The following is a 26393-nucleotide window of genomic DNA, read 5'->3' on the forward strand; positions in this document are numbered from 1 at the left end:
GCGGCCGAGGGACCGGGCGGCCGGGTGGCCGGGTGCCTGGACGGCTTCAGGGCTTGAGGTGCGTGACCAGGAACTGCTCCATGGCCTCGTAGAACTCGAACTTGTTCTCGTCGTTGTGAAAGCCGTGGCCCTCGTTGTCCTTGACCATGTACTGCACCTCGACGCCGCGCTCGCGCAGCGCCTTCACCACCTGGTCGCTCTCGTCCTTGTTCACGCGCGGATCGCGCGCGCCCTGGGCGATGAACAGCGGGGCCTTGATGCGGTCCACATGCAGGGCCGGCGAGGTGGCGGCCAGGCGCTCCCTGTCGCGCTCGGGATCGCCCACCATGGCGTGCATCTGGTCCAGCAGCGGCTTCCAGTAGGGCGGAATGGTCTTCATGAAGGTGAACAGGTTGGACACGCCCACATAGTCCACGGCCGCCGCATACAGGTCGGGCGTGAAGGCCACGCCGGCCAGCGTGGCATAGCCGCCATAGCTGCCGCCGTAGATGCCGATGCGCGCAGGGTCGGCAATGCCCTGGTCGATCAGCCAGTGCACGCCATCGGTGATGTCGTCTTGCATCTTCAGGCCCCATTGGCCGAATCCCGCTTCCCAGAACGCGCGGCCATAGCCCGTGGAGCCCCGGAAGTTCACCTGCAGCACGCAGAACCCTCGGTTGGCGAGGAACTGCACCTCGGGGTTGTAGCCCCAGCCGTCGCGGGCCCAGGGGCCGCCGTGCGGGTTGATGATGCAGGCCAGGTTCCTGGGCTCTCGGCCGGCCGGCAAGGTCAGGTAGCCGTGGATGGTCAGGCCGTCGCGGCTGGTGTAGCTGACGGGCTGCACGCGCGACATGGCGGACTCGGGAATGGCCGGGTTGATGTCGGCCAGCTTGGTCAGCGCATCGGCGGCCGCATCGTAGATGTAGCGCGCGCCCGGCGTGCGGTCGTTGAAGGCGGCGACGATGAACTTGTCCTCGGCGCGGTTGGCGCCCTGGATGGCGAAGTCGTAGCCGGGCAGCTGCGCAGCCAGCCGGCCGTACAGGGCTTCGGTCTCGGCATCGAAGAAACGGTACTGCGGCTTGTCGGTCTGGTAGGCGGCCAGGGTGAGCACGCGGCGCTTGCGCGAATAGGCCGCCGCGCCCAGATCGACTTCCTCGGGCACGAAGATTTCCTCTTCCTCGTCGGGCCGGGCCGGGTCGATGACCACCAGGGCCAGCTTGTCGCGGCCCCGGTTGGACAGGGCGTAGAGCTTTTGGTCGTCGAAGGTGAAGAAGGCCGGGCTGACGCTGGTGCGGTAGTCGGTGGTGATCAGGGGCTGGAACTCGCCGGCCTCGTCGTCACGGTAGAGCAGGGCGCTGTTCAGGCCGTCGCTGGCCACGGCGGCCCGCACGCGGCCTGCGTGGTCGGTCTGCCAGCCGACGATGTTGCCGGGGTTCTGCGCCACCAGTTGCGCCGCCCCCGTGTGCACGTTCACGCGGTACACGTCGAAGACCTCGGCATCGCGCCGGTTGTGGCTGATCAGCACATGGTCGGGGTCGTCTTCCAGGTCGTCCTCGATGCTGGCGCGCACGCCTTCCCAGGGCGTCAGGTCGGTGGCCTGGCCGCTGCGCGCGTTGACCGCCAGCACGTGGAAGTTCTCGTCGCCGCCGAAGTCCTTCTGGTAGAGCACCACATCCGGGCCCTTCCAGAAGAAGTTGCTGATGTCGCGCTCGGTCTCTGCCGTGATGCGGCGCGGCTCGCCCACAGGGGTGCTGCCCTCCAGCGCCTGCACATGGATATTCATGCGCGCCGGATGGCCGTCCACGCTGACGGGCTGCATGAAGCCCAGCATGCTTCCGTCATCGGCCAGGCGGAAGAAGCCGCGTTCCGGATTGCGGAAGAAGTCCTTGATCGGATAGGCCTGCGGAGCCTGCGCATCGGCGCTGGCATCCCGTGCCAGGTTGAGGATGTGGGCGGCCATGGCGGGGTGTCGGGAAAACGTCGGCAAGGGTGACCTCCTGGGTTGCAGCGGCAGGGGAAAAAGGGAGCCGGCCATGATGCCATGGCGATGTATACAAACAGGCGGGCCACTGTCTTTGCTGGGATTGGTTGTATACATTTGATTGGTGTTTTCCCGTGTTTTTGCGGAAAAGTGCACCATGAATCGCCTTGGATGTATACATTCACGCCATTCCATCCAGACAAAGCCCCATGAGCCCCCAGCTTGCCCCCGCCGCCTCCGAAGCGGAAAGCCATTCCCAGGTCATCAAGGCCCAGCTGCAACTGCGCGAGATGATTCTTGCGGGCGAACTGCCCGCAGGCGAGCGCATTGCCGAGCTGACCGTGGTGCAGCGCCTGGGCATCTCGCGCACGCCGGTGCGCGCCGCGCTGATGCGGCTGGAGCAGGAAGGCCTGCTCGAAGCCATGGCCGGCGGGCGCGGCTACCGCGTGCGGCTGTTCTCCGAGGCCGACGTGGCCGATGCCATCGAGCTGCGCGGCACGCTGGAAGGCCTGGCCGCGCGCTGGGCGGCCGAGCGCGGCGTGGCCGAGCCGCTGCTGGCGCAGGCCGGGCGCTGCCTGGATGCCATCGACCGTGTGCTGGAGACGGCCGACTGGGGCGACGAGGCCTTCTCGCGCTATGTGGCGCTGAACTCCGAATTCCACGACCTGCTGCATTCCATGGCCGGCAGCAGCGTCATGCAACGCGAGCTGGAGCGCGTGGTGCGCATGCCCTTCGCCTCGCCTTCGGGCTTTGTGCTGGCGCGGGCCGAATCCCCGCGTGCGCGCCACAGCCTGATGGTGGCCCAGGACCAGCACCGCCAGGTGCTGGACGCCATTGCCGCACGCGAAGGCGCGCGGGCCGAGGCGCTGATGAAGGAGCACTCGCGCATTGCGCGCCGCAACCTGCGCGAAGCCGTGAGCGAGCCCGGCAGCCATGCGGTTCCTGGCGTGCAGTTGATCCGAGCCTGATTCGAGTCTGACCCGCGCTTGATATGCGCTTGATCTGCCCTTGATGTGCGCCGGCGGCCTCGGCCGCCCGTGCCCCAGCCACCGCAGCGCCAAGGACTGCGGACCCCACCCATAAAGGAGACCCCCATGAGCACATTTCCCAAGAACACCTGGTACGTGGCCGCCACGTCCGATGAGATCCAGGACAAGCCGCTGGGCCGTCGCATCTGCGGCGAGCGCATCGCGTTCTACCGCGCGCAGCACGGCATTGCCGCCGTGGAGGATTTCTGCCCGCACCGCGGCGCGCCCCTGTCGCTGGGCTTTGTCTGCGAGGGCAAGCTGGTCTGCGGCTACCACGGGCTGGAGATGGGCTGCGACGGCAAGACCATTGCCATGCCGGGCCAGCGCGTGCGCGGCTTCCCCGAGATCCGCAGCTATCCCGTCGAGGAACGCCATGGCTTCATCTGGGTCTGGCCCGGCGACAAGGCGCTGGCCGATGCCGCGCTCATCCCGAAGCTGCCCTGGCACGACAACCCCGAATGGGCCTATGGCGGCGGCATGTTCCACATCCAGGCCGACTACCGGCTGATGATCGACAACCTCATGGACCTGACGCACGAGACCTATGTGCACGCCAGCTCCATCGGCCAGGCCGAGATCGACGAGACGCCATGCAAGACCGAGACGCGCGGCGAGGGCGCCGATGTCGAGGTGGTCACCAGCCGCTTCATGAACGACATTCCCGCGCCCCCGTTCTGGAAGATGGCGCTGCGCAGCAACGGCCTGGCCGACGATGTGCCCGTGGACCGCTGGCAGGTCTGCCGCTTCACCCCGCCCAGCCATGTGCTGATCGAGGTCGGCGTGGCCCACGCAGGCCACGGCGGCTACGACGCGCCCGACGAGCACAAGGTCTACAGCATGGTGGTGGACTTCATCACGCCGGAGACCGAGGAGTCCATGTGGTACTTCTGGGGCATGGCGCGCCGCTTCAATCCGGGCGATGCCGAAGTCACCGACCGCATACGCGAGGGCCAGCACAAGATCTTCAGCGAAGACCTGCAGATGCTGGAGCTGCAGCAGCGCAACCTCAGTGCCCACCCCGACCGCAAGCTGCTCAAGCTCAACATCGATGCGGGCGGCGTGCAGTCGCGCAAGGTCATCGACAAATGGATTGCGCAGGAACAGCAGGCGGCGGCGGTGGCCGCAGCAGCGGCCCAGCCTGCCGCCGCGGTGGCCTGAGGCCGGCCATGGCCCGGCGCGCATCCAGGACCGGCGCCGGGGATGGGGTAATCTCGGCGGGCTTCAACCCCAGGGCCGCAAGGCCTGCCGCCACCGATGGTCCACTCCGCCTCCGATCCGCTTTCCATCGACCTCTACGACCAGCCGGGCCACCTGATCCGGCGCGCGCAGCAGATCGCGGCGCAGCTGTTCCGCGACGTGCTTGGGCCGGACGTGACGCCCGTGCAGTACGCCATCCTGCGCATGCTGCAGGAAAAACCGGGCATCGACCAGGTAACGCTGGCGCGGCTGGTGGCGCTGGACAACTCCACCACGGCCGACATCGCGGCGCGACTGGAGGCCAAGGGCTGGGTGCTGCGCGAGATTCTGCCCCGGCGCCAGCGGCGCCTGACGCTCACGGCCGAGGGCGAGGCCATGCTGGGCGGCTTCGTGCCGAATGTGCACGAACTGCACAACCGCATGCTGGCCGCGCTGGAGCCCGAGGAGCAGGCCGAGTTCAAGCGCCTGCTGCGCAAGTTCGTGCAGTTGCACGACGCACGCGACGCCCTCGACGCTTCCTCATCCGACTGACAGCGGCCCGGCCGCCTCCGCGTCCGAGACTGCGCGGCCCCGCCTGATCGGGGAAATCCCGGTATCTGGCGCCGATTTTCATTCAGTAAACTGAATCACATTCAGCATACGTAATGATGTGCTGAGAACACAAGAAAGCTCCCACAGAGCTTCAACCCAAGGAGACCCACGATGACTGCCTCTACCCCTGTCCCATGGCTGCAGCGGCCTTGCGCCGCCGCATCGTCCAACTGTCCGTTGCGGGAGCTGCGGCCATGAGCGCCGACCTGCGTGCAAGCGTCGACCAGCGGCCGATGACGCGCTTCCAGTGGTCGGTCATAGCCCTGTGCATGGTGCTCAACATGATCGACGGCTTCGACGTCCTGGTCATGGCGTTCACGGCCTCGGCCGTGTCGGCGCACTGGCAGCTCAGCGGCGCCCAGCTGGGCTTTCTGCTCAGTGCAGGCCTGTTCGGCATGGCGGGCGGATCGCTGCTGATCGCGCCCTGGGCCGACCGGCTGGGCCGCCGGCCGCTGATCCTGGCCTGCCTGGCCCTCTCGGGCGTGGGCATGCTGGGCTCGGCCTTCAGCCAGAGCGCCACGCAGCTGGCGGCGCTGCGCGTGCTCACGGGCCTGGGCGTGGGCGGCATCCTGGCCTGCAGCAACGTGATCGCCAGCGAATACGCCTCGCAGCGCTGGCGCAGCCTGGCCGTCACCCTGCAGTCCACGGGCTACGCGCTGGGCGCCAGCATTGGCGGCTCCATCGCGGTGTGGCTGCTGGGGCGCCATGACTGGCGCGCGGTCTTCCTGTTCGGCGGCTGCGTGACGCTGGGCGTGCTGGTCCTGGCCTGGTGGCGACTGCCCGAATCCATGGACTTCCTGCTGGCGCGGCGCCCGGCCGGCGCGCTGCAGCGGCTCAACGCCCTGGTCGGCCGGCTGGGCCTGCCCGCATTGGCTGCGCTGCCGCCTGCCGCGCCCGCATCGGCGGGGCCGGAGCGGCGGGGCCCGCTGCAGCTGTTCGCGCCGGGCCTGCGCCGGCCCACGCTGCTGGTCTGGCTGTCGTTCTTCGCGGTGATGTTCGGCTTTTACTTCGTCATGAGCTGGACGCCCAAGCTGCTGGCCGCCTCGGGCCTCACGCCCGAGCAGGGCGTGACCGGCGGCGTGCTGCTGAGCCTGGGCGGCATCCTGGGCGCCACCTTGCTGGGCCTGCTGGCGGCGCGCTATCCCGTGCACCGCGCGCTGGCCGGCTTCATGCTGGCCACGGCCGTGCTGCTGTGCTTCATCGTGAGCAATCCGGGCTCGCTGCTGCTGTCGTATGCGCTGGCTTTTCTGATCGGCGTCTTCGTCAACGGCTGCGTGGCCGGGCTCTATGCCATCGCGCCCATGGTCTATGGCGGCGAGGTGCGCGTGACCGGCGTGGGCTGGGGCATAGGCATAGGGCGCATCGGCGCCATCGTCTCGCCCATGGTCGCGGGCTCGCTGCTGGACGCCGCGTGGTCGCCCAGCCAGCTCTATGTGGGCTATGGCCTGGCCTTCGTGTTCGCGGCCTGCATCGTGTCGCTGCACCGGCTGCAGGGGCCCGAAGCCGGCAGGCCCGCAGCCACGGGCCGCACGCTGTCGGCGCATTGAGCGCGACTTGCAGACAAGAAGGAGAACCCATGACCGAATGCACCACCATTGCACCTGCCTCCACGCCTGCCTTCCCGCTGGACCAGTGGTATGTCGCCGGCTTTGCCTGGGAGCTGCAGGACGCGCCACTGGCACGCACCCTGCTGGGCCGGCCCGTCGTGCTGTTTCGCACGCCCGATGGCAGCGTCGCCGCGCTGGAGGACCGCTGCTGCCACCGCGAGCTGCCGCTGTCCTGCGGCACGGTGGAGGCGCGCGGCCTGCGCTGCGGCTACCACGGCCTGCTGTTCGACCGCGCCGGCCAGTGCCTGGAGATTCCGGGCCAGCAGCGCATACCGCCCAAGGCCTGCGTCAAGTCCTTCGACCTGCGCGAGCGTGACCAGATCCTCTGGATCTGGATGGGCGCCACGCCCGATTCCGTGCCCGCGCAGGAGCCGCCCGCCTATCCCGTGCACGGCGATGCGCGCTACCGCTTCGGCGGCGATGTCTACCACTACGACGCGCCCTACCAGCTCATCCACGACAACCTGCTGGACCTCAGCCACCTGGGCTATGTGCACCTCAAGACCATTGGCGGCAACGCCGGCGTCCACATGAATGCCGAACTCAAGGTCCGCCAGGAGGGGGACAGCGTCACCGTGCTGCGCTGGATGCCCGACTCCGACCCGCCGCCCACCTATGCGGCGGCCTGGCCGTTCGCGGGCCGCATCGACCGCTGGCAGGAAGTGGAGTTCCACCCCTCGCACGTGTGCATCTGGACCGGCGCCATGGACGCAGGCAGCGGCCGGCTCGACGATCCGAAGCGCGAGGGCTTTCACATGCGGGGATTTCACGGCGTGACGCCGGAGACCGAGCATTCGGCCCACTACTTCTGGACCATTGCCACCAACCCGCATCCCGACATGCAGGACACCACGCGCCTGGTGATCGACCAGACGGCTGCCACCTTCGAGGAGGACAAGGTCGTCATCGAGGCCCAGTTCCGCAACCAGCAGCGCTTTGGCGCGCGCCCCGTCATCGACATCCACGTGGACGCCGGCCCCAACCGCGCGCGCCGCGTGATCAGCCGGCTGCGCGAGGCCAGCGCCCGGGCGCTGGCGGCGGCCTGATTTTTCCGAACCCATCCCTTTCCGCGATTTCTTCCCATGCAAGCCAACCCCATCCTCCAGGTGCGCGTCGCGCGCAAATGCGCCGAGGCGCAGGACATCTGCAGCCTTGAACTCGTGCCGCTGGACGGCGAAAGCCTGCCCGCCTTCACGGCCGGCTCGCACATCGACCTGCACCTGCCGGGCGGCCTGGTGCGCCAGTACTCGCTGTGCAACGACCCGCAGGACACGGGCCGCTACGTGGTCGGCGTGCTGCGCGAGGCCGCCTCGCGCGGCGGCTCGGCCGCCGTGCACGAACAGGTGCAGGAAGGCCAGCAGATCGCCATCGGCGCGCCGCGCAACCACTTCGCGCTGCATGCGGGTGGCCCTGCGCGGCACCTGCTGCTGGCCGGCGGCATAGGCATCACGCCCGTGCTGGCCATGGCGCGCCAGCTGGCGCGCGAGGGTGCCGACTTCGAACTGCACTACTGCGCGCGTTCGCGCGAGCGCATGGCCTTCACGGCCCTGCTGCAGTCCATGCCCTGGGCCGACCGCGTGCACCTGCATGTGGATGGCGAGGGCGCGCTCGACATGGCGCAACTGCTGGGCGCCCCGCAGGCGGGCCTGCACCTGTATGTCTGCGGCCCGCGCGGCTTCATGGACGCGGCCCTGGGTATGGCTCGCACATCGGGCTGGAGCGAGGACCGCCTGCACTACGAATTCTTTGCAGGCGAGGCCGTGCAGCGCGAGGGCGATGCCGGGTTCGAGATCGAGATCGCCAGCACCGGCCAGGTGGTGCGCGTGGCGCCCGAGCAGACCGTGGTCCAGGCGCTGGCCGGCATCGGCGTGGAGGTGCAGACCTCGTGCGAGCAGGGCGTGTGCGGCACCTGCCTCACGCGTGTGCTCTCGGGCGAGCCCGAGCACCGCGACATGTACCTGACCGAGGACGAGCAGGCCGCCTGCGACCAGTTTCTGCCCTGCTGCTCGCGCGCGAAATCCGCCCGGCTGGTGCTGGACCTGTAGCGCTGGACCCGGCCGGCCGGCGCACAATGAGGTTTTCCCCCAAGGCCCGCCCTGTGGCGGCGGGCGCCGCCTTCCTGCCATGCAACCTGCCCTGCTCGTCCTCAACTTCAATACCGAGGCCCATCTGCGCCAGATGGCCCAGGCCTTTCCCTCCTTCGACCTGCTCTACGCGCCCGACGCCGCCCAGTGCGAGGCCGCCATCGCCGAGCACGGCACGCGCATACAGGCCGTGCTGACCATAGGCTCCATCGGCCTGTCGGCCGCGCAGATGCAGCGCATGCCCGCCCTCAGGCTGGTCTGCGCGCTGGGCGCGGGCTACGAGAACATCGATGTCGCCCATGCGCAGGCCCACGGCATTGCCGTGGGCAATGGCGCAGGCACCAATGACGACTGCGTGGCCGACCATGCCATGGGCCTGCTGATCGCCTCCGTGCGCGGCCTGGTGCGCCTGGACCGCGCCACGCGCGACGGCGTCTGGCGCACCGCCATGCCGCTGCCGCCCAATGTCTCGCACAAGCGCCTGGGCATCCTGGGCATGGGCGCCATCGGCGCCAAGATCGCCCAGCGCGCGCTGGGCTTCGAGATGGAAATCGGCTACCACAACCGCAGCCAGCGCAGCGGGCTGCCCCACCGCTACTTCGGCGACCTGCTTTCCCTGGCGCAATGGGCCGATGTGCTGCTGGTCGCCACGCCGGGCGGCCCGGGTACGCGCCATCTCGTCAACGCCCAGGTGCTGGACGCACTGGGCCCGCAGGGCCACCTGGTCAATATCGCGCGCGGCAGCGTGGTCGATACCGCCGCCCTGGCCGCCGCCGTGCGCGAAGGCCGCCTTGCCGGCGCGGGCCTGGATGTCTACGAAAGCGAACCCGCGCCCCCGGCCGAACTGCTGGACCTGGACGCCGTGGTGCTCACGCCCCATGTGGGCGGCTGGTCGCCCGAAGCCGTGCAGGCCTCGGTGGACCGCTTCATCGCCAACATGCGCTGCCACCTGGAAGGCCGCCCGCTGGTCTCGCCGGTCACGGCCTGAGGCTGGATTCAGCCCTGTGCCATCCCGGCAGCTGCTGCCAGGTGCAGCAGCCCCATGACCAGGCAGAGGGCCGAGGACACATGCCAGAAGCGGTCGCTGTTGTCCGGAAAGCGTGGTTTCAACCACGGATAGGCCACGGCCCGCGCCACCAGCACCAGGCCGGCCCCGGCCAGCACCGGGCGCATGAAGGGCAGGGGACCCAGCAGGCCCGCGCCTGCCAGCGCATACCCCGCCAGCAGCGACAGCACCACGCCGATGGCCGCCGACACCAGCGGCGGATACCAGTGCCCGGCCTCGGCCATGCGCGCCATGCGCTCGCCGGCACCCATGAGCCGCAGCCCACGTCCCCCCCAAACGATGCAGGCGAAGTGGGCCAGCGCGGCCGCCGTGTCGAACAGGGCGGCGGCCAGGGCCAGCAGTTGCACGCCCTTCACGGCAGGGCTTCCCACGCGCCGGTGTGCTGATGGTTCTTCATGGTGTATTCCTTGGGATTTGCTGCAATGGCCGGCCACTGTAGTGCTTAAACTCCGGGCAGAAAACTCGCCTTGTGCTCAGGTTTTGCCGCATGCCCTCCCATACCTCCGCTACCACTGAATCCCAGAGAAGAAGACAGCCCGTACAGGCCCGTGCGCAGCGCACGCTGGAGGCGATTGTTCAGGCAGCAGCTCAGATTCTGGTCAAGGAGGGCGAAGCCGCGCTCACCACCAATCGCATTGCCGAGCGCGCAGGCGTCTCCATCGGCACGCTCTACCAGTACTTCCCCGACAAGCAGGCCGTCTTGCGCGCCATGGTCGATGGCCAGCGCCTTGCGGCCGTCGCGGCCATCGAGGCCTGGCTGGAGCAGGCGTCGGAACGGCGCCTGCCGCGCGAGGCCGTGGCGCGCGGCGTGGTCGCCTGTATCGTCGAGGGCTTTGCGGGCCGCACGCCTGCGCGGCGCAAGCTGGCGCGCTTTGCCTGGCGCCAGGATGGTGACGAGCGCATTGCCCTGTCCATGCGCGAGACCGCAGAGCGCATGGCCGCCCACCTGCAGCGCTGGGGTGGCCCCTCGCTGTCCTATGCGCGCCTTTACGTGGCCACGCGGGCCGTGCTGGGCACGGTGCGCTTCGCCTCGCTGGAGGCTTCGCCGCTGATCGCCTCGGGCGCACTGGAGGAGCTGCTGTGCGAGATGGGGGCAGATATGTTGCTGGGTGGCGCGACGGACGCGGGAGCCGCTGCCCGTGCCCCTGCCCCATAGGCAGCAGGGGCTGTGCCTGTGTCATTTCGCTGGACCGGCTTCGCAGCAAGGCATGCCTTGATGGGCGGGCTGAAGTCCTGGTCGTCCTTGCGAAGCAGGATGGCGAAAAAAAGGCCCCGCAGAGCGGGGCCTTTTGCTTCTACCGGAGTGTGCGATCAACCGATAGCATTCTAACGAGTTCGCGCGGCAATGGCTTTCTCCGCCACATCCACCAGGTCGGCGCCGACCTGCTGCTTCCACTTGTCGTAGACGGGGCGCGTGGCCTTGACGAAGGCTTCGCGCTCGGCCGGCGTGAGCTGGGTCACGGTCACGCCGTTGGCGGCCAGGTCCTTGAGCAGGGGCTTGTCGGCCTCGATCATGCCCTTGCGCGCGATCACGACCTGCTCCTTGGCGGCGTCCACGGCGGCCTGGCGCACGATGTCCTGGTCTTCCTTGGTCCAGGTGGCCCAGATGTCCTTGTTGACCACGAAGATCAGCGGATCGTTGATGTAGCCCCACAGCGTCAGATGCTTCTGGCCCACGGACTGCAGCTTGGCGGCCATGTAGACCGAGACGGGGTTCTCCTGGCCGTCCACGGCGCCGCTGGCCATGGCGGGCTGGGCATCGGCCCAGCTCATCTGCGTGGGGTTGGCGCCCAGCGCGGTGAAGGTGTCCAGGAACAGCGGCGAGCCCACGACACGGATCTTCAGGCCCTTGAGGTCGGCAGGGGTCTTGATGGCGTGCTTGGAGTTGCTGATCTCGCGGTAGCCGTTCTCTCCCCAGGCCAGCGGCACCACGCCGGCCTTGTCCAGGCGCTGGAACAGGCGCTTGCCGGGCTCGCCATGCGTGAGCGCGTCGGCGGCCGCGTAGTCGGGCATCAGGAAGGGCAGGGCGAACAGGTTCAGCTCCTTGATCTGGGGCGACCAGTTCAGCGTGGAGCCCACGGCCATGTCGATCACGCCCTGGCGCAGCGCGCTGAATTCGCGCGTCTGGTCGCCCTGGATCAGGGACACGCCTGGGTAGAGCTTGATGTTGATGCGGCCGTTGGTGCGCTCGCGCACCTTGTTGGCCCAGATCTCGCCGCCCTTGCCCCAGGGAAAGGCCGTGCCCAGCACCAGCGACATGCGGTACTCGCTCTTGTACTTGGCCGGAGTCTGCGCCATTGCGGGAGCGGACGAAAGGGCCAGGGCCGCCGCTGCGGCCAGGCCGCTGGCGAGGAAAGCGCGAAGTTTCATTGCGAAGGTCTCCTTGTTGAATTTTTGGGAAATCAGTAGCCCAGGCGTGCTGGGAGCCAGAGAGCCAGCTGCGGGAAGGCGATCACGGCGATCATCACCAGGAACATGGCCAGCAGCATGGGGCCGACCCAGCGCACGGTGGACTCCATGCGCACGCCCGCGATGCGGCAGGACACCATCAGGTTCACGGCCAGCGGCGGCGTGAACTGGCCCAGCGCCACCTTGAGCGTGAGGATGACGCCGAACCACACCGGGTCCCAGTGGTAGTGCTGCATGATCGGCAGCAGCAGCGGCACGAAGATCAGGAAGATGGAGATGCCGTCCAGGAACATGCCCACGGTGATCAGCAGCAGGATCAGCAGCGCCATCACGCCGTACTCGCCCAGGCCCGATTCCACGATGGCCTTGGCCACCGGATCGATCACGCCCAGCGTGGACAGCGAGAACGCGAAGATGCCGGCCAGCGACACCACCAGCAGGATCACGGCCGACAGCTCGCCGGCCTCGCGCAGGATGGGATACAGGTCGCGCAGCGTGATGGTGCGGTGGATCACCATGCCCACGAACAGGCCGTAGAACACGGCCACCACGGCGGCCTCGGTAGGGGTGAACCAGCCGGCGCGCATGCCGCCCAGGATCAGCACCGGGGCGGCCAGGCCCCAGGAGGCCTCGCGCAGGCTGCGCCAGAACGGCGGGCGCGGCATGGACGATTCCAGCGCACCCATCCTGTGCCTGCGCGACATCCACACGGCCGGAACGATCAGCGCCACGCCGGCCAGGATGCCGGGGATCATGCCGGCCGCAAACAGCGCCGGCACCGAGGCGCCGGGCACCAGCACCGAGTAGATGATGAAGGCCACGGACGGCGGGATCAGGATGTCGGTGGCCGCAGCCGCGCCCACCACGCTGGCCGAGAAGCTGCCGGGATAGCCGGCGCGGCTCATGGCCGCGATCATCACGCCGCCCACGGCAGCGGCATTGGCCGGGCCCGAGCCCGAGATGCCGCCCAGGAACATGGCCACGGCAATCGCCACCAGGGGCAGCATGCCGGGGCCGCGGCCCACGATGGCCACGGCGAAGTTCACCAGGCGCAGCGCCACGCCCGAGCGGTCGAAGATCGAGCCCACGAGCACGAACATCGGAATCGCCAGCAGCGGGTACTTGCCCAGGCCGGCATAGAAGTTCTGCGGCACGGCCAGCAGGCCGAACCACTGCGTGTCGGGGCTGGCCAGCGCGATGGCGGCGGCGCCCGCCAGGCCCAGGGCCGCGCCGATGGGCACGCCCAGGAGCATCAGGCCCAGGAAGGCGATGAAGAGCAGGGTCGCGATCATGGCGCCTTCTCCTCGTCCACGAAGGCGCCGGGGCGCCCCTGGCGCAGGAACAGTTGCAGCGCGCGCAGCGTGATCAGCGCCGAGCAGATGGGCAGCCACATCGAATACCACCACTGCGGCACGCCGATGCCGGGCGAGGTTTCCTCGAAACGGTAGTCGTCCCAGACCACGCGCACGCTCAGTGCGGCGATCACCGCGAACAGCAGGGCCACCATCAGCGTGCCGAAGCGCGCCAGGCGCTTCCTGCGCAGGGCGCTGCCGCCTTCGGCGAAGTATTCGATGCGGATGTGGGCGTTGCGCGCCACGGCCGCCGAGCCCGCGACCATGGCCAGCAGGATCATCAGGAAGACCGATATTTCCTCGGTCCACGCGAAGGACGAGGAGGTGAAGTAGCGCACCAGCACATTGGCGAAGGTGATCAGGGCCAGCAGGGCCATGATGACCACGGTGAGCCAGTCCTCGATGCGCAGCGAACGCGGCTCGTCCGGCTGGGAAGGCGTCTCAGCGGCGCCGTTTTCGGTGGGAGGGGATGACATGGACGCGGGGAGTCAGAAAATTACACATGGCGGGGCAGATGCAGTCACTGAGCTTCCTCGGCGTCGTGTGCCGGGGGCCGTGAGGAAAAAATGTCACATTGGGTAAATGCGGCGCAGCGCCATTATGTGCGCATCCATGCGGTGTGCCAGAGGGACCATCCCTGCCCTGTCAGGCACCCGTCACGGCCCGGCGGATAATGAGGCCCATGGAAACCAAATGGCTAGAAGATTTCGTCAGCCTGGCTGAAACACGCAGTTTCAGCCGCTCCGCCCAACTGCGGCATGTGACGCAACCTGCGTTCTCGCGCCGCATCCAGGCACTGGAGGCCTGGGCCGGCACCGACCTTGTGGACCGCAGCTCCTACCCGACCCGGCTCACGCCGGCCGGCAAGACCATGTATGACCAGGCGCTGGAGATGCTGCAGTCGCTGCAGAGCACGCGCACCATGCTGCGGGCCCACGTCAGCGCGGGCAAGGGCATGGTGGGGTTTGCCGTGCCGCACACGCTGGCCTTCACCTTCTTCCCGAACTGGGTCTCCAGCGTGCAGGCCAAGTTCGGGCCGTTCCGCAGCCGGCTGTTCGCGCTCAACGTGCACGACGCCGTGATGCGCCTGGTCGAGGGCGGCTGCGACCTGCTGATCGCCTACTTCCATCCGTCCCAGCCCTTCCAGCTTGACCCGGCGCGCTACGAGATGGTCAGCCTGGGCCATGAGGTGCTCGCCCCCTACGCCAGGCCCGACGCCGACGGCCTGCCGCTGCACCAGCTGCCGGGCCGCCAGGGCCAGCCGCTGCCCTACCTGGGCTATGCGCCGGGCGCCTACCTGGGCCGCGTGACGGAACTCATCCTCAAGGAAGCGGCCGAGGCCGTGCACCTGGAACGCGTCTACGAGACCGACATGGCCGAAGGCCTCAAGGCCATGGCGCTGGAAGGCCATGGCGTGGCCTTTTTGCCATTCAGCGCCGTGCGCAACGAGCTGGAGGCCGGCCGCCTGGTCAGCGCCGCACCTGCCGGTGACGACGGTTTCCGCATGGACATGGAAGTGCGCGCCTACCGCGAAAAACCCACCAGCAAGGATGCGCCCCAGGGCGTGGCCGGCGCGCTGTGGAACTTCCTGCTGGAGCAGGGCGAGACCATCGGCTGACACGCCAGGCGGCACTCATGAAGACAAAGGGGCTCTCGAGCCCCTTTTTGCTGCACGCTGGTGCATGGCAAAGCCCTTCAAGAGACCGACTTGGTGCATGGGTTATGCCTAGGGTAAACACCTATTATGCATGGCATGCATAAGGGTTTCTGCAAACGGCATTGGCTGTGCTGCCACGCCTGGCATTAGAGTGCGCGCACAGCAGCCACGCCGTGTGCAGGCCCCCAGGCGCGCTGGATCGGGCAAAAAACGCGTGCCATGGCACGGCAGTTGCTTACCTGAATCTGGCTGACGTGCTGGAAAGCCCTAGCACGTGTCGGTGCTCCAGCACCGTGCGTGATTGCACAATATGTGTCACATCGTTGATAGTTCGAGCCAGCCCACAAGGCGACTCGACCGTTCTCATCAAGACCGTTTTCGTTCTCATCTCAGGAGACCCGTATGAAGAAGCATTTGTTGGCCATCGCCGTGACCGCCCTGGCTGCAGGCAGCGCTTTTGCGCAGGCTGGCGACACCCTGGCCAAGATCAAGTCCTCCGGCGCCGTGACGCTGGGCGTGCGTGAATCCTCCGGCCTGGGCTATACGCTGGGCAATGGCAAGTACGTGGGCTTCCACACCGAGATGGGCGAGCGCGTGCTGGCCGACATCCAGAAGCAGCTGGGCCTGGCCAAGCTGGACATCAAGTACCAGCCCGTCACCTCGCAGAACCGCATCCCCCTGGTGACCAATGGCACCGTGGACATCGAGTGCGGCTCCACCACCAACAGCCAGGCCCGTCAAAAGGATGTGGCCTTCGCCGTGACCACCTATGTGGAAGAAGTGCGCATCGCCGTCAAGGGCAACTCCGGCATCACCGGCATCAAGGACCTGAACGGCAAGACCATCGTCACGACGACGGGCACCACCTCGGTGCAGACCCTGCGCAAGAACAAGCGCGCCGACGGCCTGACCTTCAAGGAAGTCATGGGCAAGGACCACGCCGACAGCTTCCTGATGCTGGAAACCGGCCGTGCCGACGCCTTCATCATGGACGGCTCCATCCTGGCCGCCAACATCTCCAAGTCCAAGGCACCTGCCGACTACAAGATCGTCGGCGAAACCCTGTCGGTCGAGCCCATCGCCTGCATGCTGCGCAAGGACGACCCCGCCTTCAAGAAGGCCGTGGACGACTCCATCAAGCGCCAGATCGCCGACGGCTCCCTGGCCAAGCTCTATGACAAGTGGTTCATGCAGCCGATTCCCCCGGCCAACGTGAAGGTCGGCCTGCCGCTGTCCGACGCCACCAAGGACGCATGGGCCAACCCCAACGACAAGCCCATGGAGTCGTACGAAGTCAAGTAAGCACCAGCTGAATGCCGCCCCTTCTGCCATGCGGTTGGAAGGGGCGTTTTTTGTTGCGGCGCCGTTTTTGCCGGTAGTGCATTTTTCAAGAATCTGAATAAAGAGGTGCTCCTATGAGTTGGGATTGGCAGGTGTTCTGCCAGGACACCATTACCCAAGAGGTCGGTCAAAGCTGCTTCGGCAAGAACGGCGACATCACCTACCTCGACTGGATGCTGTCGGCCTGGGGCTGGACCATTTCCGTGTCGCTGCTGTCGCTGTTGATCGCATTGATCGTCGGCTCGCTGATCGGCACGCTGCGCACGCTGCCCGACCGGCCGTGGATCGTGCGGCTGGGCAATGCCTGGGTCGAACTGTTCCGCAATATTCCGCTGCTGGTCCACATCTTCATGTGGTACCACGTGGTGCCGTCCATCTTCCCCGCGCTGAAGTCCCTGCCGGGCTTCGTGCTCGTGGTGCTGGCGCTGGGCTTCTTCACCTCGGCGCGTATCGCCGAGCAGGTGCGTTCCGGCATCCAGGCGCTGCCGCGCGGCCAGCGGTACGCGGGCATGGCGCTGGGTTTCACCACGTTCCAGTACTACCGCTACGTGCTGCTGCCCATGGCGTTTCGCATCATCATTCCGCCGCTGACCAGCGAGACCATGAACGTGTTCAAGAACTCGTCCGTGGCGTTTGCCGTGTCCGTGGCCGAACTGACCATGTTCGCCATGCAGGCGCAGGAAGAGACTTCGCGCGGCATCGAGATCTACCTGGCCGTCACCGGCCTGTACGTGGTCTCCGCCTTTGCCATCAACCGCATCATGGCCTTCATCGAGAAGCGCTCGCGCGTCCCGGGCCTGATCGCTGCCAGCGGCGGAGGACACTGACATGAACCTGCAAATCGACTGGTCGTTCTTCACCTGGGACCTGTTCAGCAACTTCGTGCTGAAGGGCCTGTACTTCAGCCTGACGCTGACCGTCATCGCCACCATCGGCGGTGTGCTCTTCGGCACGCTGCTGGCGCTGATGCGCCTGTCCGGCAAGAAATGGCTCGATGTGCCCGCCACGCTCTACGTCAACGGCATGCGCTCCGTGCCGCTGGTGATGGTGATCCTGTGGTTCTTCCTGCTGATGCCGCTGATCATCGGTCGGCCCATCGGCGCCGAGGTCTCGGCCATCATCACCTTCATCGCCTTCGAGGCGGCCTACTTCAGCGAGATCATGCGCGCGGGCATCCAGTCCATCCCGCGCGGCCAGGTCTTCGCGGGCCAGGCCATGGGCATGACCTATGGGCAGAACATGCGCCTCGTGGTGCTGCCCCAGGCCTTCCGCAACATGCTGCCCGTGCTGCTGACGCAGACCATCATCCTGTTCCAGGACACCTCGCTGGTCTATGCCATCGGTGCCTACGACATGCTCAAGGGCTTCGAAGTGGCCGGCAAGAACTACGGCCGTCCCATCGAATCCTATCTGGCCGCTGGCGTGACCTACTTCGTGCTGTGCTATTCGCTGTCCTGGGCAGTGAAGCGCCTGCACAAGAAAATTGCCATCATTCGATGAGCCAGCACCCCATTGAGGAATTGCAATGATTGAACTCAAGAACGTTTCCAAGTGGTACGGCAGCTTTCAAGTGCTGACCGACTGCTCCACCAACATCCAGAAGGGTGAGGTCGTGGTGGTCTGCGGCCCGTCGGGCTCGGGCAAGTCCACGCTGATCAAGACCATCAACGCGCTGGAGCCCTTCCAGAAGGGCGAGATCTTCGTGGACGGCGTGGCCGTGCACGATCCCAAGACCAACCTGCCCAAGCTGCGCAGCCGCGTGGGCATGGTGTTCCAGCACTTCGAGCTGTTCCCGCACCTGTCGGTGACCGAGAACCTGACCATTGCCCAGGTCAAGGTGCTGGGCCGCAGCGCGGACGACGCCAGGAAGCGCGGCCTCAAGATGCTGGACCGCGTGGGCCTGACGGCGCACAAGGACAAGTTCCCGGGCCAGCTGTCGGGCGGCCAGCAGCAGCGCGTGGCCATTGCGCGCGCGCTGTCCATGGACCCCATCGTGATGCTGTTCGACGAACCCACCTCCGCGCTGGACCCCGAAATGGTCGGCGAAGTGCTGGACGTGATGATCGGCCTGGCCAACGAAGGCATGACCATGATGTGCGTGACCCACGAAATGGGCTTTGCGCGCAAGGTGGCCAGCCGCGTGATCTTCATGGACGTGGGCGGCAAGATCCTGGAGGACTGCTCCAAGGACGAATTCTTCGGCAACCCGGAAGCGCGCCAGCCCCGGACCAAGGAATTCCTCAACAAGATCCTGCAGCACTGAACCGGTGCGGCCCTTGCGGGCACGGCAATCAAGGGGCGCTTCGGCGCCCCTTTTTTTGTGGCCGCGGCGAGACGATGATGAGAATCGTTCTCGATACAATCGCCGGCTCAGCTGTTTGCACCGTGCTCCAGATCCCGCCCCCATTTCCCCGCCACCGGACAACTTCCACGTCCGCCGTGCCATGCCTGCCATGAAGCGCGACGACGCCCCGGGAGAGCCCGGTGGCCATTCCCGCAGTCTCTACACCCGCTGGCGCAAGCCGCTGCAGCGCATGCTGGCGCGGTACTTCAAGAGCCCGGCCGATATCGAGGATGCCTCCCAGGAAGTCTTCGTGCGCATGCTGTCGGCCGACAAGCGCCTGCCCGTGGACGAAGAGCGGCCCTATCTGCATCAGGTCGTGCGCAGCGTGGCGGCCTTCGCGCACCGCACGGCGCCGCAGCAGGCCGGTGTGCGGCTGGTGTCCGTGGAGGATTGCCGCGACGAGGTCGAGGCCCTGCCGGCCCGCGACGGAGCCGACCATGCGCTGGACGATGAGCGCCGCCAGCGCCTGGCCCGGCTGCGCGATGCCCTGAACGAGCTGCCCGAGCGCCAGCGCCAGGCCTTCGTGCTGCACCGCGTGCAGGAACTGACGCTGGAGCAGACGGCCGAGCGCATGGACATCACCGTGCGCATGGTCTCGCGCCACCTGAGCCGGGCACTGTCCTATTGCGAGATCCGCGTACGCTACGCCAGCGCCGAGCAAATGCGTGCCCTGCTGCGCGCAGACGAGCAGCGGCCGGGCGCCGCAGAGAACACACGATGAGCAACGAACTTCCCCCGGGCGTTTCGCCGCAGGAGCTGGTGGGGCTGCATGACAGGGCGGCCGACTGGTTCGTGCGCCGCCAGCAGCCGGACTGGACGGGCGCCGATGAGCGCGCGCTGGATGCGTGGCTGGGCGCCCACCCGCTGCACCGCAGCATCTTCGAAGGCATGTCGCGCCACTGGCATGGCGCGCCACAGCTCAGGGAATTGTTTCCCGATGAGTTCGGCGCAGCGGTGCCGCCCGCCGCGCCTGCCGTCTGCGCTGCACCAGCGGCCGCGCCGCCGCGCCAGCGCGTTCTTGCCCGCTGGCCGGGCCGCCCTGCGGCGGCCCTGTCCGTGCTGGCGGTGGTCTCGCTGCTGGCCTGGGGTGGCTGGTACCGCTGGGACCACACGCCAGGCTATACGCTGCAGGCCCGCACGGCGCCCGGGCAGACGCAGAGCATCGAGCTGCCCGATGGCTCGCGCGTGGCCCTCAACGTGGACAGCGAACTCCAGGTGCGCTACTACCCGCGCCGCCGCGAGGTGGTGCTGGATCGGGGCGAGGCCTTCTTCGAGGTCACGCCCGGCCCGGACAGGCCCTTCACCGTGGACTCCGGCGCCAGCCGCGTCCGGGTGGTGGGCACCGCGTTCAATGTGCGCGCCGGGCCGCCGCGGCTGGTGGTGAAGGTGCTGGAGGGCAAGGTGCAGCTGCGGCCCGAGCGAGACCGGGCCGGTGGCGATGTCCTGCTGCTGGCGGCAGGCGCGGGCGTGGCTGTGGACGGCGCCGGCCGGCACAGCACCGTGGTGGCCGATGCGGACAGCGTGGGCGACTGGCGCACGGGCCAGGTGCGCTTCAGCGGCACGCCGCTGGCGGAGGTGGCGCAGGAGCTGTCGCGCTATCTGGGTGCGCCCGTGGAGCTGGGCGACGAGTCGCTGGGCCGCCTGCGTGTCTCGGGCCTGCTGGCCACGGCCGCGCCCGAGCGCTTTGTGCGCGCGCTGCCGGCCTTGATTGCGGTGCGCGTGCAGCCGCGCAACGGCGGAGGTTGGCTGATCGTGCGGGGATGAATCGAAGGACGGGAAACAATTTGTTTCAAATTGGTGGGCAACCCCAGGTTCCAGCTTTGCACCGGTTTTGGCTTCTATAGGGGCAGGGGCGTGGATTTTCCAGGCCCGCACGGCTGCCAGCCAAGGACCACCGAGGGCGCTCGTCCCTCACGCCCCAGCCAACGGCCGCAACACCTGACGCGCATGCGCGGGTGGGCTGGCATGGCTTGTCCGGCGCGGTTCCTGATCGCCCGCGACGGCTGCCTGCGGCCTGCCCGTCGCGTGCCCGTGCAACGGCACAGCAACGGAGTGGCAATGAGAGCGCAAGAAGCAGCAGGCAGGGAATTCGCAGGCAGGGGCACACATGCCCGACGCAGGAACATGAAGGAGCAGGGCGCCGGCCCGCAGGCCAGTCCGCGCCTGCTGGCGTGGCTGGTGGCCGGTGCCGTGGCCGGCATGGGCGCCGCGCCGTCCGCCCGTGCGCAACAGCTTCAGCAGCCGGCCGCCTCTTCACCGATGCCGTCATCCGGACAGCGGCTGGCCTTTGACCAGCCGGCCCAGCCGCTGATCAACGCGCTGCGCGCCTTTGGCCGCCAGACCCAGTTCCAGGTGCTGTACGACGAAGCCGTGCTGGGCGGCCGCCAGGCGCCGGCCCTCCGGGGCAGCTTCACGCCGCAGGAGGCCATGGACCGGCTGTTGGCCGGCACCGGCGTGACCGCGCACAGCACCGAGCAGGGCACGTTCACGCTGCGAAAGGCGCCTGCGCCTGAGCCTGCGCCGCAGGCGTCGGCGGGCACCACGCTGTCCACGGTCAACGTGACCTCGCAGCGCATGGCCGCGCCGGGCAGCTACGTGGGCAGCGGCAGGAGCGCCAGCACCAAGCTGGACACGCCGCTGATCGAGACGCCGCGCTCCATCTCCATCGTCACCCAGGAGCAGCTGCAGAACCAGGCGCCCAAGAGCATCGAGCAGGCCCTGTCGTACACGGCCGGCGTGTCCACCGAAGTCACGGGCGCGGACCTGCGCATGACGGGCGCCATCATCCGGGGGTTCAGCGATGGCAGCTCCTACTACAAGGACGGGCTGCGGCAGTTCTCGGCCGGCACCTATGGTTCGTGGAACGACGAGATCGACGAGCTGGACAGCATCGAGGTCATCAAGGGCCCGGCCTCCGTGCTCTTTGGCCAGGGGCGGCCGGGCGGCGTGATCAACGTGGTCTCCAAGAAACCCGAGGCCGACCATGTGAACAGCGTGGGCCTGTCCTATGGCCGCTACCAGCGCGCCCAGGCCACGGCCGATCTGGGCGGCGCGCTGGATGCCTCGGGCGACCTGCTGTACCGGCTCAACCTCAAGGCGCGTGACAGCGACGGACGCACCGTGGGCTCGCGCGATGACCGCATCTCCATCGCGCCCTCGCTGCGCTGGAACCTCTCCGGCCGCACCCACCTGACCGTGCTGGGCAGCTACTCGCGCGAGCGCGGCACGCCCAAGTCCTGGTGGCCCAGCCTGTTCACCTACCCGCAGATCAAGGACCTGCCTGCGCACCTGACGGCCGGCGACCCGTCCTTCGACCGCTTCGACCGCGACACGCGATCGCTGGGCTACGAGTTCTCGCACCAGACCGACAGCGGCTGGCAGCTCACGCAGAACCTGCGCTACTCCACCATCGACATCGATTACCGCCATATCTACGCCATGGACGTGCTGGCCGACGGCCGAAGCGTCTCGCGCGCCAGCCTGGCCCAGCGCACCAAGGGCCGCACGCTGGCGCTGGACACCCGCCTGCACAAGGACCTGCGATGGGGCGGGCTGCAGCACCGGCTGGCCTTCGGCATGGACCATGTGAAGTACAGGGAGCGCGGCGGCCTGGGCTTTGGCTGGGATGTGCCCGACCTGGATATGCTCGACCCCGCCTATGGCCAGTCCATCGCCTATCCAGAGCTGGAGGACAGCCGCACGGACCTGCGCCAGACCGGTATCTACACGCTCAACCAGTTCAAGTGGGACCGCTGGGTGGCCAATCTCAGCCTGCGCCATGACCAGGCGCGCACCACGCAGAACAGCAGCACCCAGCCGCGCATGAGCGACAGCGCCACCACCGGCAGCGCGGGCCTGCTCTACCTGTTCGACAGCGGCTGGGCGCCCTATGCGAGCTATGCGACCTCCTTCGATCCGGTCATGGGCCTGCAGTACGACGGCAATCCGTTCGAGCCCCGGCGCGGCAAGCAGTACGAGGCGGGCGTGAAGTACCAGCCTCCGGGAAGCACCTCGCTGATCACGGCCTCGGTCTTCGACCTGCGCCAGACCAACGTCACCACGCTGGACCCCGACCATCCGCGCTTCAGCATCCAGACGGGCGAGGTGCGCTCCACGGGGCTGGAGCTGGAAGGCCGCTTCGCGCTCACGCGCGAGCTGAACGCGCTGGCCAGCTACACCTACCTGGACCCGCGCACCACGCAGAGCAACCGGCCCGCCGAAATCGGCCGCCAGACCATACAGACCACACGCCACATGGCCAGCCTGTGGCTGGACTACCGCCCGCGCGCGGTGCCGGGCCTGATGGTGGCCGGCGGCCTGCGCTACAAGGGTCGCTCTCCCTACAACGTGGCGGCGGACGGCACGCTGAACATCAACGACTCCGCCACGCTGGCCGACCTGGCGCTGGCCTACGAGACGCCGCAGTACCGCATCGCGCTGAACATCAACAACCTGTTCAACCGCAAGTACTTCGCAGGCATCTTCCGCGGCGTGGATCGCGAGGCCACGCTGAGCTTCAAGTACTACTGGTCTATGTAGAAGACCTGCGCGCGGGTGGCTTGCGCGCGGCGCGAGCCGGCCCGCGCGGCTCGGGCGTCCTGATCAGCTGGTGGTTGAACTCCCTCCACAGCGCGTCGCGCCGGGCCAGCGCCTCGGACACATCGGCATGGCGCAACTGGGCCACGGCCGAGACCAGGGCATTGCACAGGTAGAAGGCGGCCGTGTAGGAGTGAAAGGGCGAGGCATTGGCCGTGCGCACCTGCAGCCAGTGGTGGGCCACGGTGGCCAGGGGGGCCGTGGGGCTGTCGGTGATGGCCAGCACCCGGGCGCCGGCTTCCGAAAATCGCTGTGCCACTTCGTAGGTGCCGCGTGAATACTGGCTCACGCTGAAGGCCAGCAGCGTGTCGGTGGGGCCTACCCACAGCAGCTGGTCGGCCGGTGCGATGGCGCCTGCATCCAGCTGCTGCACGCCGGGGCGGCACATGTTCAGGTGCAGGGCCAGCCAGGCGGAGACCGGCGAGCTGTTGAGCTGCGCCAGCACGAACACCCGGCCCTCGTCCTGCGCGAGCTGCCGGGCCATGGCCTCGAAGGCCGCCATGTCCAGCCCCTCGCGCGTGGACTGGATGTTGTGCTGGTCGTGCAGCAGTGCATCGTCCACGCACTCGCTCAGGCTGCGCTGCGCGCCCAGCAGCACGGGCGCGCGCTGGGCAGCCGTCTGCAGCAGCGCCGTCACCTCGCCGCGCGCCTCGCGCTGGGCCTCGGCATAGCTGGCATAGCCGAGCTTGGCGAACAGGCGCACCACGGTCGAGGCGCTGGTGCCTGTGCGCGCTGCCAGGGCGGTGGCCGATTCCAGCAGCGCATGCGGGTAGTCGCTGCCCAGGGTCTGGGCCAGCGTCTGCTCGCTGGCCGTCAGTTCCGCGCCCTGCTGCGCCAGGCGCTGCGGCAGCAGCAGCGCGGCTTTTTGCAATGGTGATTTCATGTTTTTCTTGTATATGCAACGTATGTTGCAAAATAGGGGGTCGCGTGCAACACTGCATGCACTCTGGAGATTCCACCATGCACGATACCCTCGAACAAAGCCGCGTGCAGCAGCGCGCGAGACTGCTGGACTGGCTGGGCGGCCAGCAGCAGGCCATGCAAGATCTGTTGCACAGGATTGTCGATATCGACAGCGGCAGCCGCGATGAAGCCGGCATCCTGGCCGTGGCCCAGGCCCTGCGCGAGCGGCTGGAGGCGGCCGGCGTGGCCGTGCGCTTCGAGGACGTTCCCGGCTACGGCGTGCTGCTGCATGCCGACGTGCCCGGGCCCGGCGAGGGCGCGCCCATCTATCTGATGGGCCACATGGACACGGTCTTTCCGGCCGGCACCGTGGCGCGCCGCCCCTTCCGCGTGGAAGAAGGCCGGGCCTACGGTCCCGGCGTGGCCGACATGAAGTCGGGCCTGGTGCTCAACGTCTTCGTGGCCGAGGCCTTTGCGCGCTGCGGCGGCCTGGGCGCGCCGCTCAAGCTGTTCTTCTCGTGCGACGAGGAGATCGGCTCGCCCGCCACGCGCCAGACCATCATGGATACGGTGCGCGGTGCGCGCGCCGTCTTCAACGCCGAGCCGGGCCGCGTCAGCGGCAACCTGGTGACCAGCCGCAAGGGATCGATGGCCGTGGAGTTCGAGGTACAGGGCGTGGCCGCCCACGCCGGCATCAACCACGCGGCCGGCGCCAGCGCGCTGGAAGCCATGGCGCGCAAGCTGCTGGCCCTGCATGCGCTGACCGATCCCGCCACGGGCACGACCACCAATGTGGGCGTGCTGCAGGGCGGCATCGTGCCGAACATGGTGGCGCCCCACGCCAAGGCCGAGCTCGATGTGCGCTACACGGCCCAGACCGATCCCGATGCGCTGATGGAGCGCATCCGCGCCATCGTGGAGGAAGAATCCGTGCCCCGCACCCAGGGCCGCGTCACCGCCGTGCGCCGCACCCTGCCCATGGCGCCCACGCCCGATGCGCTGCTGCAGCTGTACCGGCGCGGCGCGCAGTCGCTGGGCTTCGACGTGCAGGGCGAGTTCACGGGCGGCGCGGCCGACAGCGGCCTCACGGCCTCGGTGGGCGTGCCCACGCTGTGCGCCACCGGCCCCGTGGGCGGCCATCCCCATACCGAGCGCGAGTACTGCGAGCTGGCCACCTTCGTGCCGCGCGCCCAGGCCGTGGCCCTCGCCATCTTCGACCATCCTTGACTCCGCTGATACCCATGAAAAATCTGTCCGTGAATGCATCCTTCCCCACCCGCCGCAAGCTGCTGGGCGCAGGCCTTGGCCTGGCGGGCCTGTCCGCGCTGGCGCCGATGGCCGCACGCGCCGATGACAAGTACCCCTCGCGCCCGATCACGCTGGTCGTGCCGTTTCCGCCCGGCGGCTCGGTGGACATCATGGGCCGCCAGTACGCCGAGCCCCTGTCGCGCATCCTGGGCGTGCCCATCGTGGTGGAGAACCGTCCCGGCGCGGGCGGCTCGGTCGCCACGCAGTACGTGTCGCGCGCCAAGCCGGACGGCTACACCCTGGTCGTATCGTCGCAAAGCAGCCACCTGGCCAATCCGCTGACCCAGCCCAAGATCGGCTACGACCCCATCAAGGACTTCGAGAACATCGCCATCCTGGGCCGCCAGCCCAATGCGCTGATGGTGCATTCCAGCCTGCCCGTGAAGAACTTCCAGGAGTTCATCGAGTACGTGAAAAAGCGCCCCGGCCAGGTCAACTACGGCAGCGCCGGCATCGGCAGCATGGGCCAGCTCAACGTGGAAATGCTCAAGGCCGCCACGGGCATCTTCGCCACCCACATTCCCTACCGCGGCGGCTCGCCGCTGGTCACGGCGGCCATCGGCAACGAGGTGCAGTTCATCCTCGACAACCTGGTCTTCATGCTGCCCCATGTGCAGTCGGGCAAGGTGCGAGCCCTGGTCGTGGCCTCGGAGCAGCGCCTGCCCATGCTGCCCGACGTGCCCACCATGGCCGAGGTCGGCTATCCCCAGCTCAACATGAGCTCCTGGACCGGCATCGCGGCGCCTGCGGGCACGCCCGACGCCATCGTGCAGACGCTGCACAAGGCCGTGCGCCAGGCCGCCACCGCGCCTGCCATGGTGGCCAGCCTCAAGGAGCGCGGCGTGGTCGCGCCCGAGGAGATGAGCCCCGCCGCGTTCGAGAAGATGATGGCCGAACGCCTGAAGCTCTTCGGCGAGGTGGTGCGCAAGGCCCATATCGTGGCCGAGTAA

24 protein-coding genes are annotated in these 26393 nt (G+C 68.0%); 18 read left to right on the top strand and 6 right to left on the bottom strand.

Translation table 11 applies throughout. The annotated features are described in order from the left end of the window. Positions 1 to 46: 46 nt before the first annotated feature. A complete protein-coding gene (locus ACF8NF_RS07835) occupies positions 47 to 1939 on the bottom strand; it encodes an alpha/beta hydrolase family protein (RefSeq protein WP_392450408.1) in 1893 nt (630 codons plus the stop codon). A gap of 230 nt (positions 1940 to 2169) precedes the next feature. Between ACF8NF_RS07835 and ACF8NF_RS07840 the strand changes: the two genes are divergently transcribed. The 7 genes from ACF8NF_RS07840 (at position 2170) to ACF8NF_RS07870 (ending at position 9455) form a co-directional block, all read left to right on the top strand. Beyond that, positions 2170 to 2928 (top strand): GntR family transcriptional regulator, encoded by a 759-nt coding sequence (locus ACF8NF_RS07840; protein ID WP_012203281.1) that lies wholly within the window; start codon positions 2170 to 2172, stop codon positions 2926 to 2928. Positions 2929 to 3054: 126 nt separating this feature from the next. Next, positions 3055 to 4146 carry an aromatic ring-hydroxylating dioxygenase subunit alpha gene (locus ACF8NF_RS07845; RefSeq protein WP_012203282.1) on the top strand — a complete coding sequence of 364 codons (1092 nt, stop codon included), beginning with the start codon at positions 3055 to 3057 and terminating at the stop codon, positions 4144 to 4146. A gap of 96 nt (positions 4147 to 4242) precedes the next feature. Further along, positions 4243 to 4716: a MarR family winged helix-turn-helix transcriptional regulator gene (locus tag ACF8NF_RS07850; protein WP_016446419.1), complete on the top strand. Its 474-nt coding sequence runs from the start codon at positions 4243 to 4245 to the stop codon at positions 4714 to 4716. Positions 4717 to 4970: 254 nt separating this feature from the next. Next, positions 4971 to 6323 carry an MFS transporter gene (locus tag ACF8NF_RS07855; RefSeq protein ID WP_392450378.1) on the top strand — a complete coding sequence of 451 codons (1353 nt, stop codon included), beginning with the start codon at positions 4971 to 4973 and terminating at the stop codon, positions 6321 to 6323. Positions 6324 to 6352: 29 nt separating this feature from the next. Continuing rightward, positions 6353 to 7429, top strand: a complete 1077-nt coding sequence (locus tag ACF8NF_RS07860; protein ID WP_313282805.1) for an aromatic ring-hydroxylating dioxygenase subunit alpha — start codon at positions 6353 to 6355, stop codon at positions 7427 to 7429. A gap of 36 nt (positions 7430 to 7465) precedes the next feature. Further along, entirely contained in the window at positions 7466 to 8428 is a 963-nt protein-coding gene (locus ACF8NF_RS07865; protein ID WP_046240111.1) for a PDR/VanB family oxidoreductase, read from the top strand. Between the two features lie 79 nt (positions 8429 to 8507). Continuing rightward, entirely contained in the window at positions 8508 to 9455 is a 948-nt protein-coding gene (locus ACF8NF_RS07870; RefSeq protein ID WP_046240112.1) for a 2-hydroxyacid dehydrogenase, read from the top strand. Between the two features lie 8 nt (positions 9456 to 9463). Here the strand turns inward: ACF8NF_RS07870 and ACF8NF_RS07875 are convergent, their stop codons facing one another. Beyond that, on the bottom strand, positions 9464 to 9904 hold the full coding sequence (locus ACF8NF_RS07875; protein ID WP_241150331.1) for a hypothetical protein: 441 nt from the start codon (positions 9902 to 9904) through the stop codon (positions 9464 to 9466). A 116-nt stretch (positions 9905 to 10020) separates the two neighbouring features. Here ACF8NF_RS07875 and ACF8NF_RS07880 point away from each other — a divergent pair, with 116 nt between their 5' ends. After that, positions 10021 to 10689, top strand: coding sequence for a TetR/AcrR family transcriptional regulator (locus ACF8NF_RS07880; RefSeq protein ID WP_016451796.1), 669 nt, complete (start codon positions 10021 to 10023; stop codon positions 10687 to 10689). Positions 10690 to 10859: 170 nt separating this feature from the next. Here the strand turns inward: ACF8NF_RS07880 and ACF8NF_RS07885 are convergent, their stop codons facing one another. The 3 genes from ACF8NF_RS07885 to ACF8NF_RS07895 are packed head-to-tail and all read right to left on the bottom strand — an operon-like array spanning position 10860 to position 13770. Next, complete coding sequence (locus ACF8NF_RS07885; protein ID WP_392450379.1) at positions 10860 to 11903, bottom strand: DctP family TRAP transporter solute-binding subunit; 1044 nt, start codon at positions 11901 to 11903, stop codon at positions 10860 to 10862. A 32-nt stretch (positions 11904 to 11935) separates the two neighbouring features. Further along, positions 11936 to 13234 carry a TRAP transporter large permease gene (locus ACF8NF_RS07890; RefSeq protein ID WP_016451794.1) on the bottom strand — a complete coding sequence of 433 codons (1299 nt, stop codon included), beginning with the start codon at positions 13232 to 13234 and terminating at the stop codon, positions 11936 to 11938. Then, a complete protein-coding gene (locus tag ACF8NF_RS07895) occupies positions 13231 to 13770 on the bottom strand; it encodes a TRAP transporter small permease (protein WP_016450270.1) in 540 nt (179 codons plus the stop codon). The genes ACF8NF_RS07890 and ACF8NF_RS07895 overlap by 4 nt, the downstream gene beginning before the upstream one ends. Before the next feature lie 206 nt (positions 13771 to 13976). Here ACF8NF_RS07895 and ACF8NF_RS07900 point away from each other — a divergent pair, with 206 nt between their 5' ends. From ACF8NF_RS07900 to ACF8NF_RS07935, 8 genes are all read left to right on the top strand, one after another. After that, positions 13977 to 14912 (top strand): LysR substrate-binding domain-containing protein, encoded by a 936-nt coding sequence (locus tag ACF8NF_RS07900; protein WP_016450271.1) that lies wholly within the window; start codon positions 13977 to 13979, stop codon positions 14910 to 14912. Positions 14913 to 15353: 441 nt separating this feature from the next. Further along, positions 15354 to 16253, top strand: coding sequence for a transporter substrate-binding domain-containing protein (locus ACF8NF_RS07905; RefSeq protein WP_016450272.1), 900 nt, complete (start codon positions 15354 to 15356; stop codon positions 16251 to 16253). Positions 16254 to 16366: 113 nt separating this feature from the next. Further along, positions 16367 to 17119 (top strand): amino acid ABC transporter permease, encoded by a 753-nt coding sequence (locus ACF8NF_RS07910; protein ID WP_016450273.1) that lies wholly within the window; start codon positions 16367 to 16369, stop codon positions 17117 to 17119. A 1-nt stretch (position 17120) separates the two neighbouring features. Next, on the top strand, positions 17121 to 17792 hold the full coding sequence (locus ACF8NF_RS07915) for an amino acid ABC transporter permease (RefSeq protein ID WP_016450274.1): 672 nt from the start codon (positions 17121 to 17123) through the stop codon (positions 17790 to 17792). Positions 17793 to 17817: 25 nt separating this feature from the next. Further along, positions 17818 to 18555 (top strand): amino acid ABC transporter ATP-binding protein, encoded by a 738-nt coding sequence (locus tag ACF8NF_RS07920; RefSeq protein ID WP_016450275.1) that lies wholly within the window; start codon positions 17818 to 17820, stop codon positions 18553 to 18555. 190 nt (positions 18556 to 18745) lie between these two features. Then, positions 18746 to 19357 (top strand): RNA polymerase sigma factor, encoded by a 612-nt coding sequence (locus ACF8NF_RS07925; RefSeq protein ID WP_224986090.1) that lies wholly within the window; start codon positions 18746 to 18748, stop codon positions 19355 to 19357. Next, a complete protein-coding gene (locus tag ACF8NF_RS07930; RefSeq protein ID WP_252651484.1) occupies positions 19354 to 20400 on the top strand; it encodes a FecR domain-containing protein in 1047 nt (348 codons plus the stop codon). Before ACF8NF_RS07925 ends, ACF8NF_RS07930 begins: the two co-directional genes overlap by 4 nt. Positions 20401 to 20760: 360 nt before the next feature. Beyond that, the gene (locus ACF8NF_RS07935) at positions 20761 to 23175 is read left to right on the top strand and encodes a TonB-dependent siderophore receptor (RefSeq protein ID WP_392450380.1); all 2415 of its coding nucleotides are present in this window, start codon (positions 20761 to 20763) and stop codon (positions 23173 to 23175) included. Here ACF8NF_RS07935 and ACF8NF_RS07940 read toward each other — a convergent pair. Continuing rightward, positions 23168 to 24115: a MurR/RpiR family transcriptional regulator gene (locus ACF8NF_RS07940; protein WP_016450279.1), complete on the bottom strand. Its 948-nt coding sequence runs from the start codon at positions 24113 to 24115 to the stop codon at positions 23168 to 23170. The genes ACF8NF_RS07935 and ACF8NF_RS07940 overlap by 8 nt on opposite strands. 77 nt (positions 24116 to 24192) lie before the next feature. On the opposite strand from ACF8NF_RS07940, the gene ACF8NF_RS07945 reads away from it, so the two are divergent. Together ACF8NF_RS07945 and ACF8NF_RS07950 are read left to right on the top strand one after the other, a co-directional pair. Beyond that, a complete protein-coding gene (locus ACF8NF_RS07945) occupies positions 24193 to 25362 on the top strand; it encodes a M20 family metallopeptidase (RefSeq protein ID WP_016451791.1) in 1170 nt (389 codons plus the stop codon). Between the two features lie 14 nt (positions 25363 to 25376). Next, complete coding sequence (locus ACF8NF_RS07950; protein WP_154835751.1) at positions 25377 to 26393, top strand: tripartite tricarboxylate transporter substrate binding protein; 1017 nt, start codon at positions 25377 to 25379, stop codon at positions 26391 to 26393.

The sequence above is a fragment of the Delftia sp. WSY_22 genome (genome assembly GCF_043104185.1).
Classification (GTDB): Bacteria; Pseudomonadota; Gammaproteobacteria; order Burkholderiales; family Burkholderiaceae_C; genus Comamonas; species Comamonas tsuruhatensis.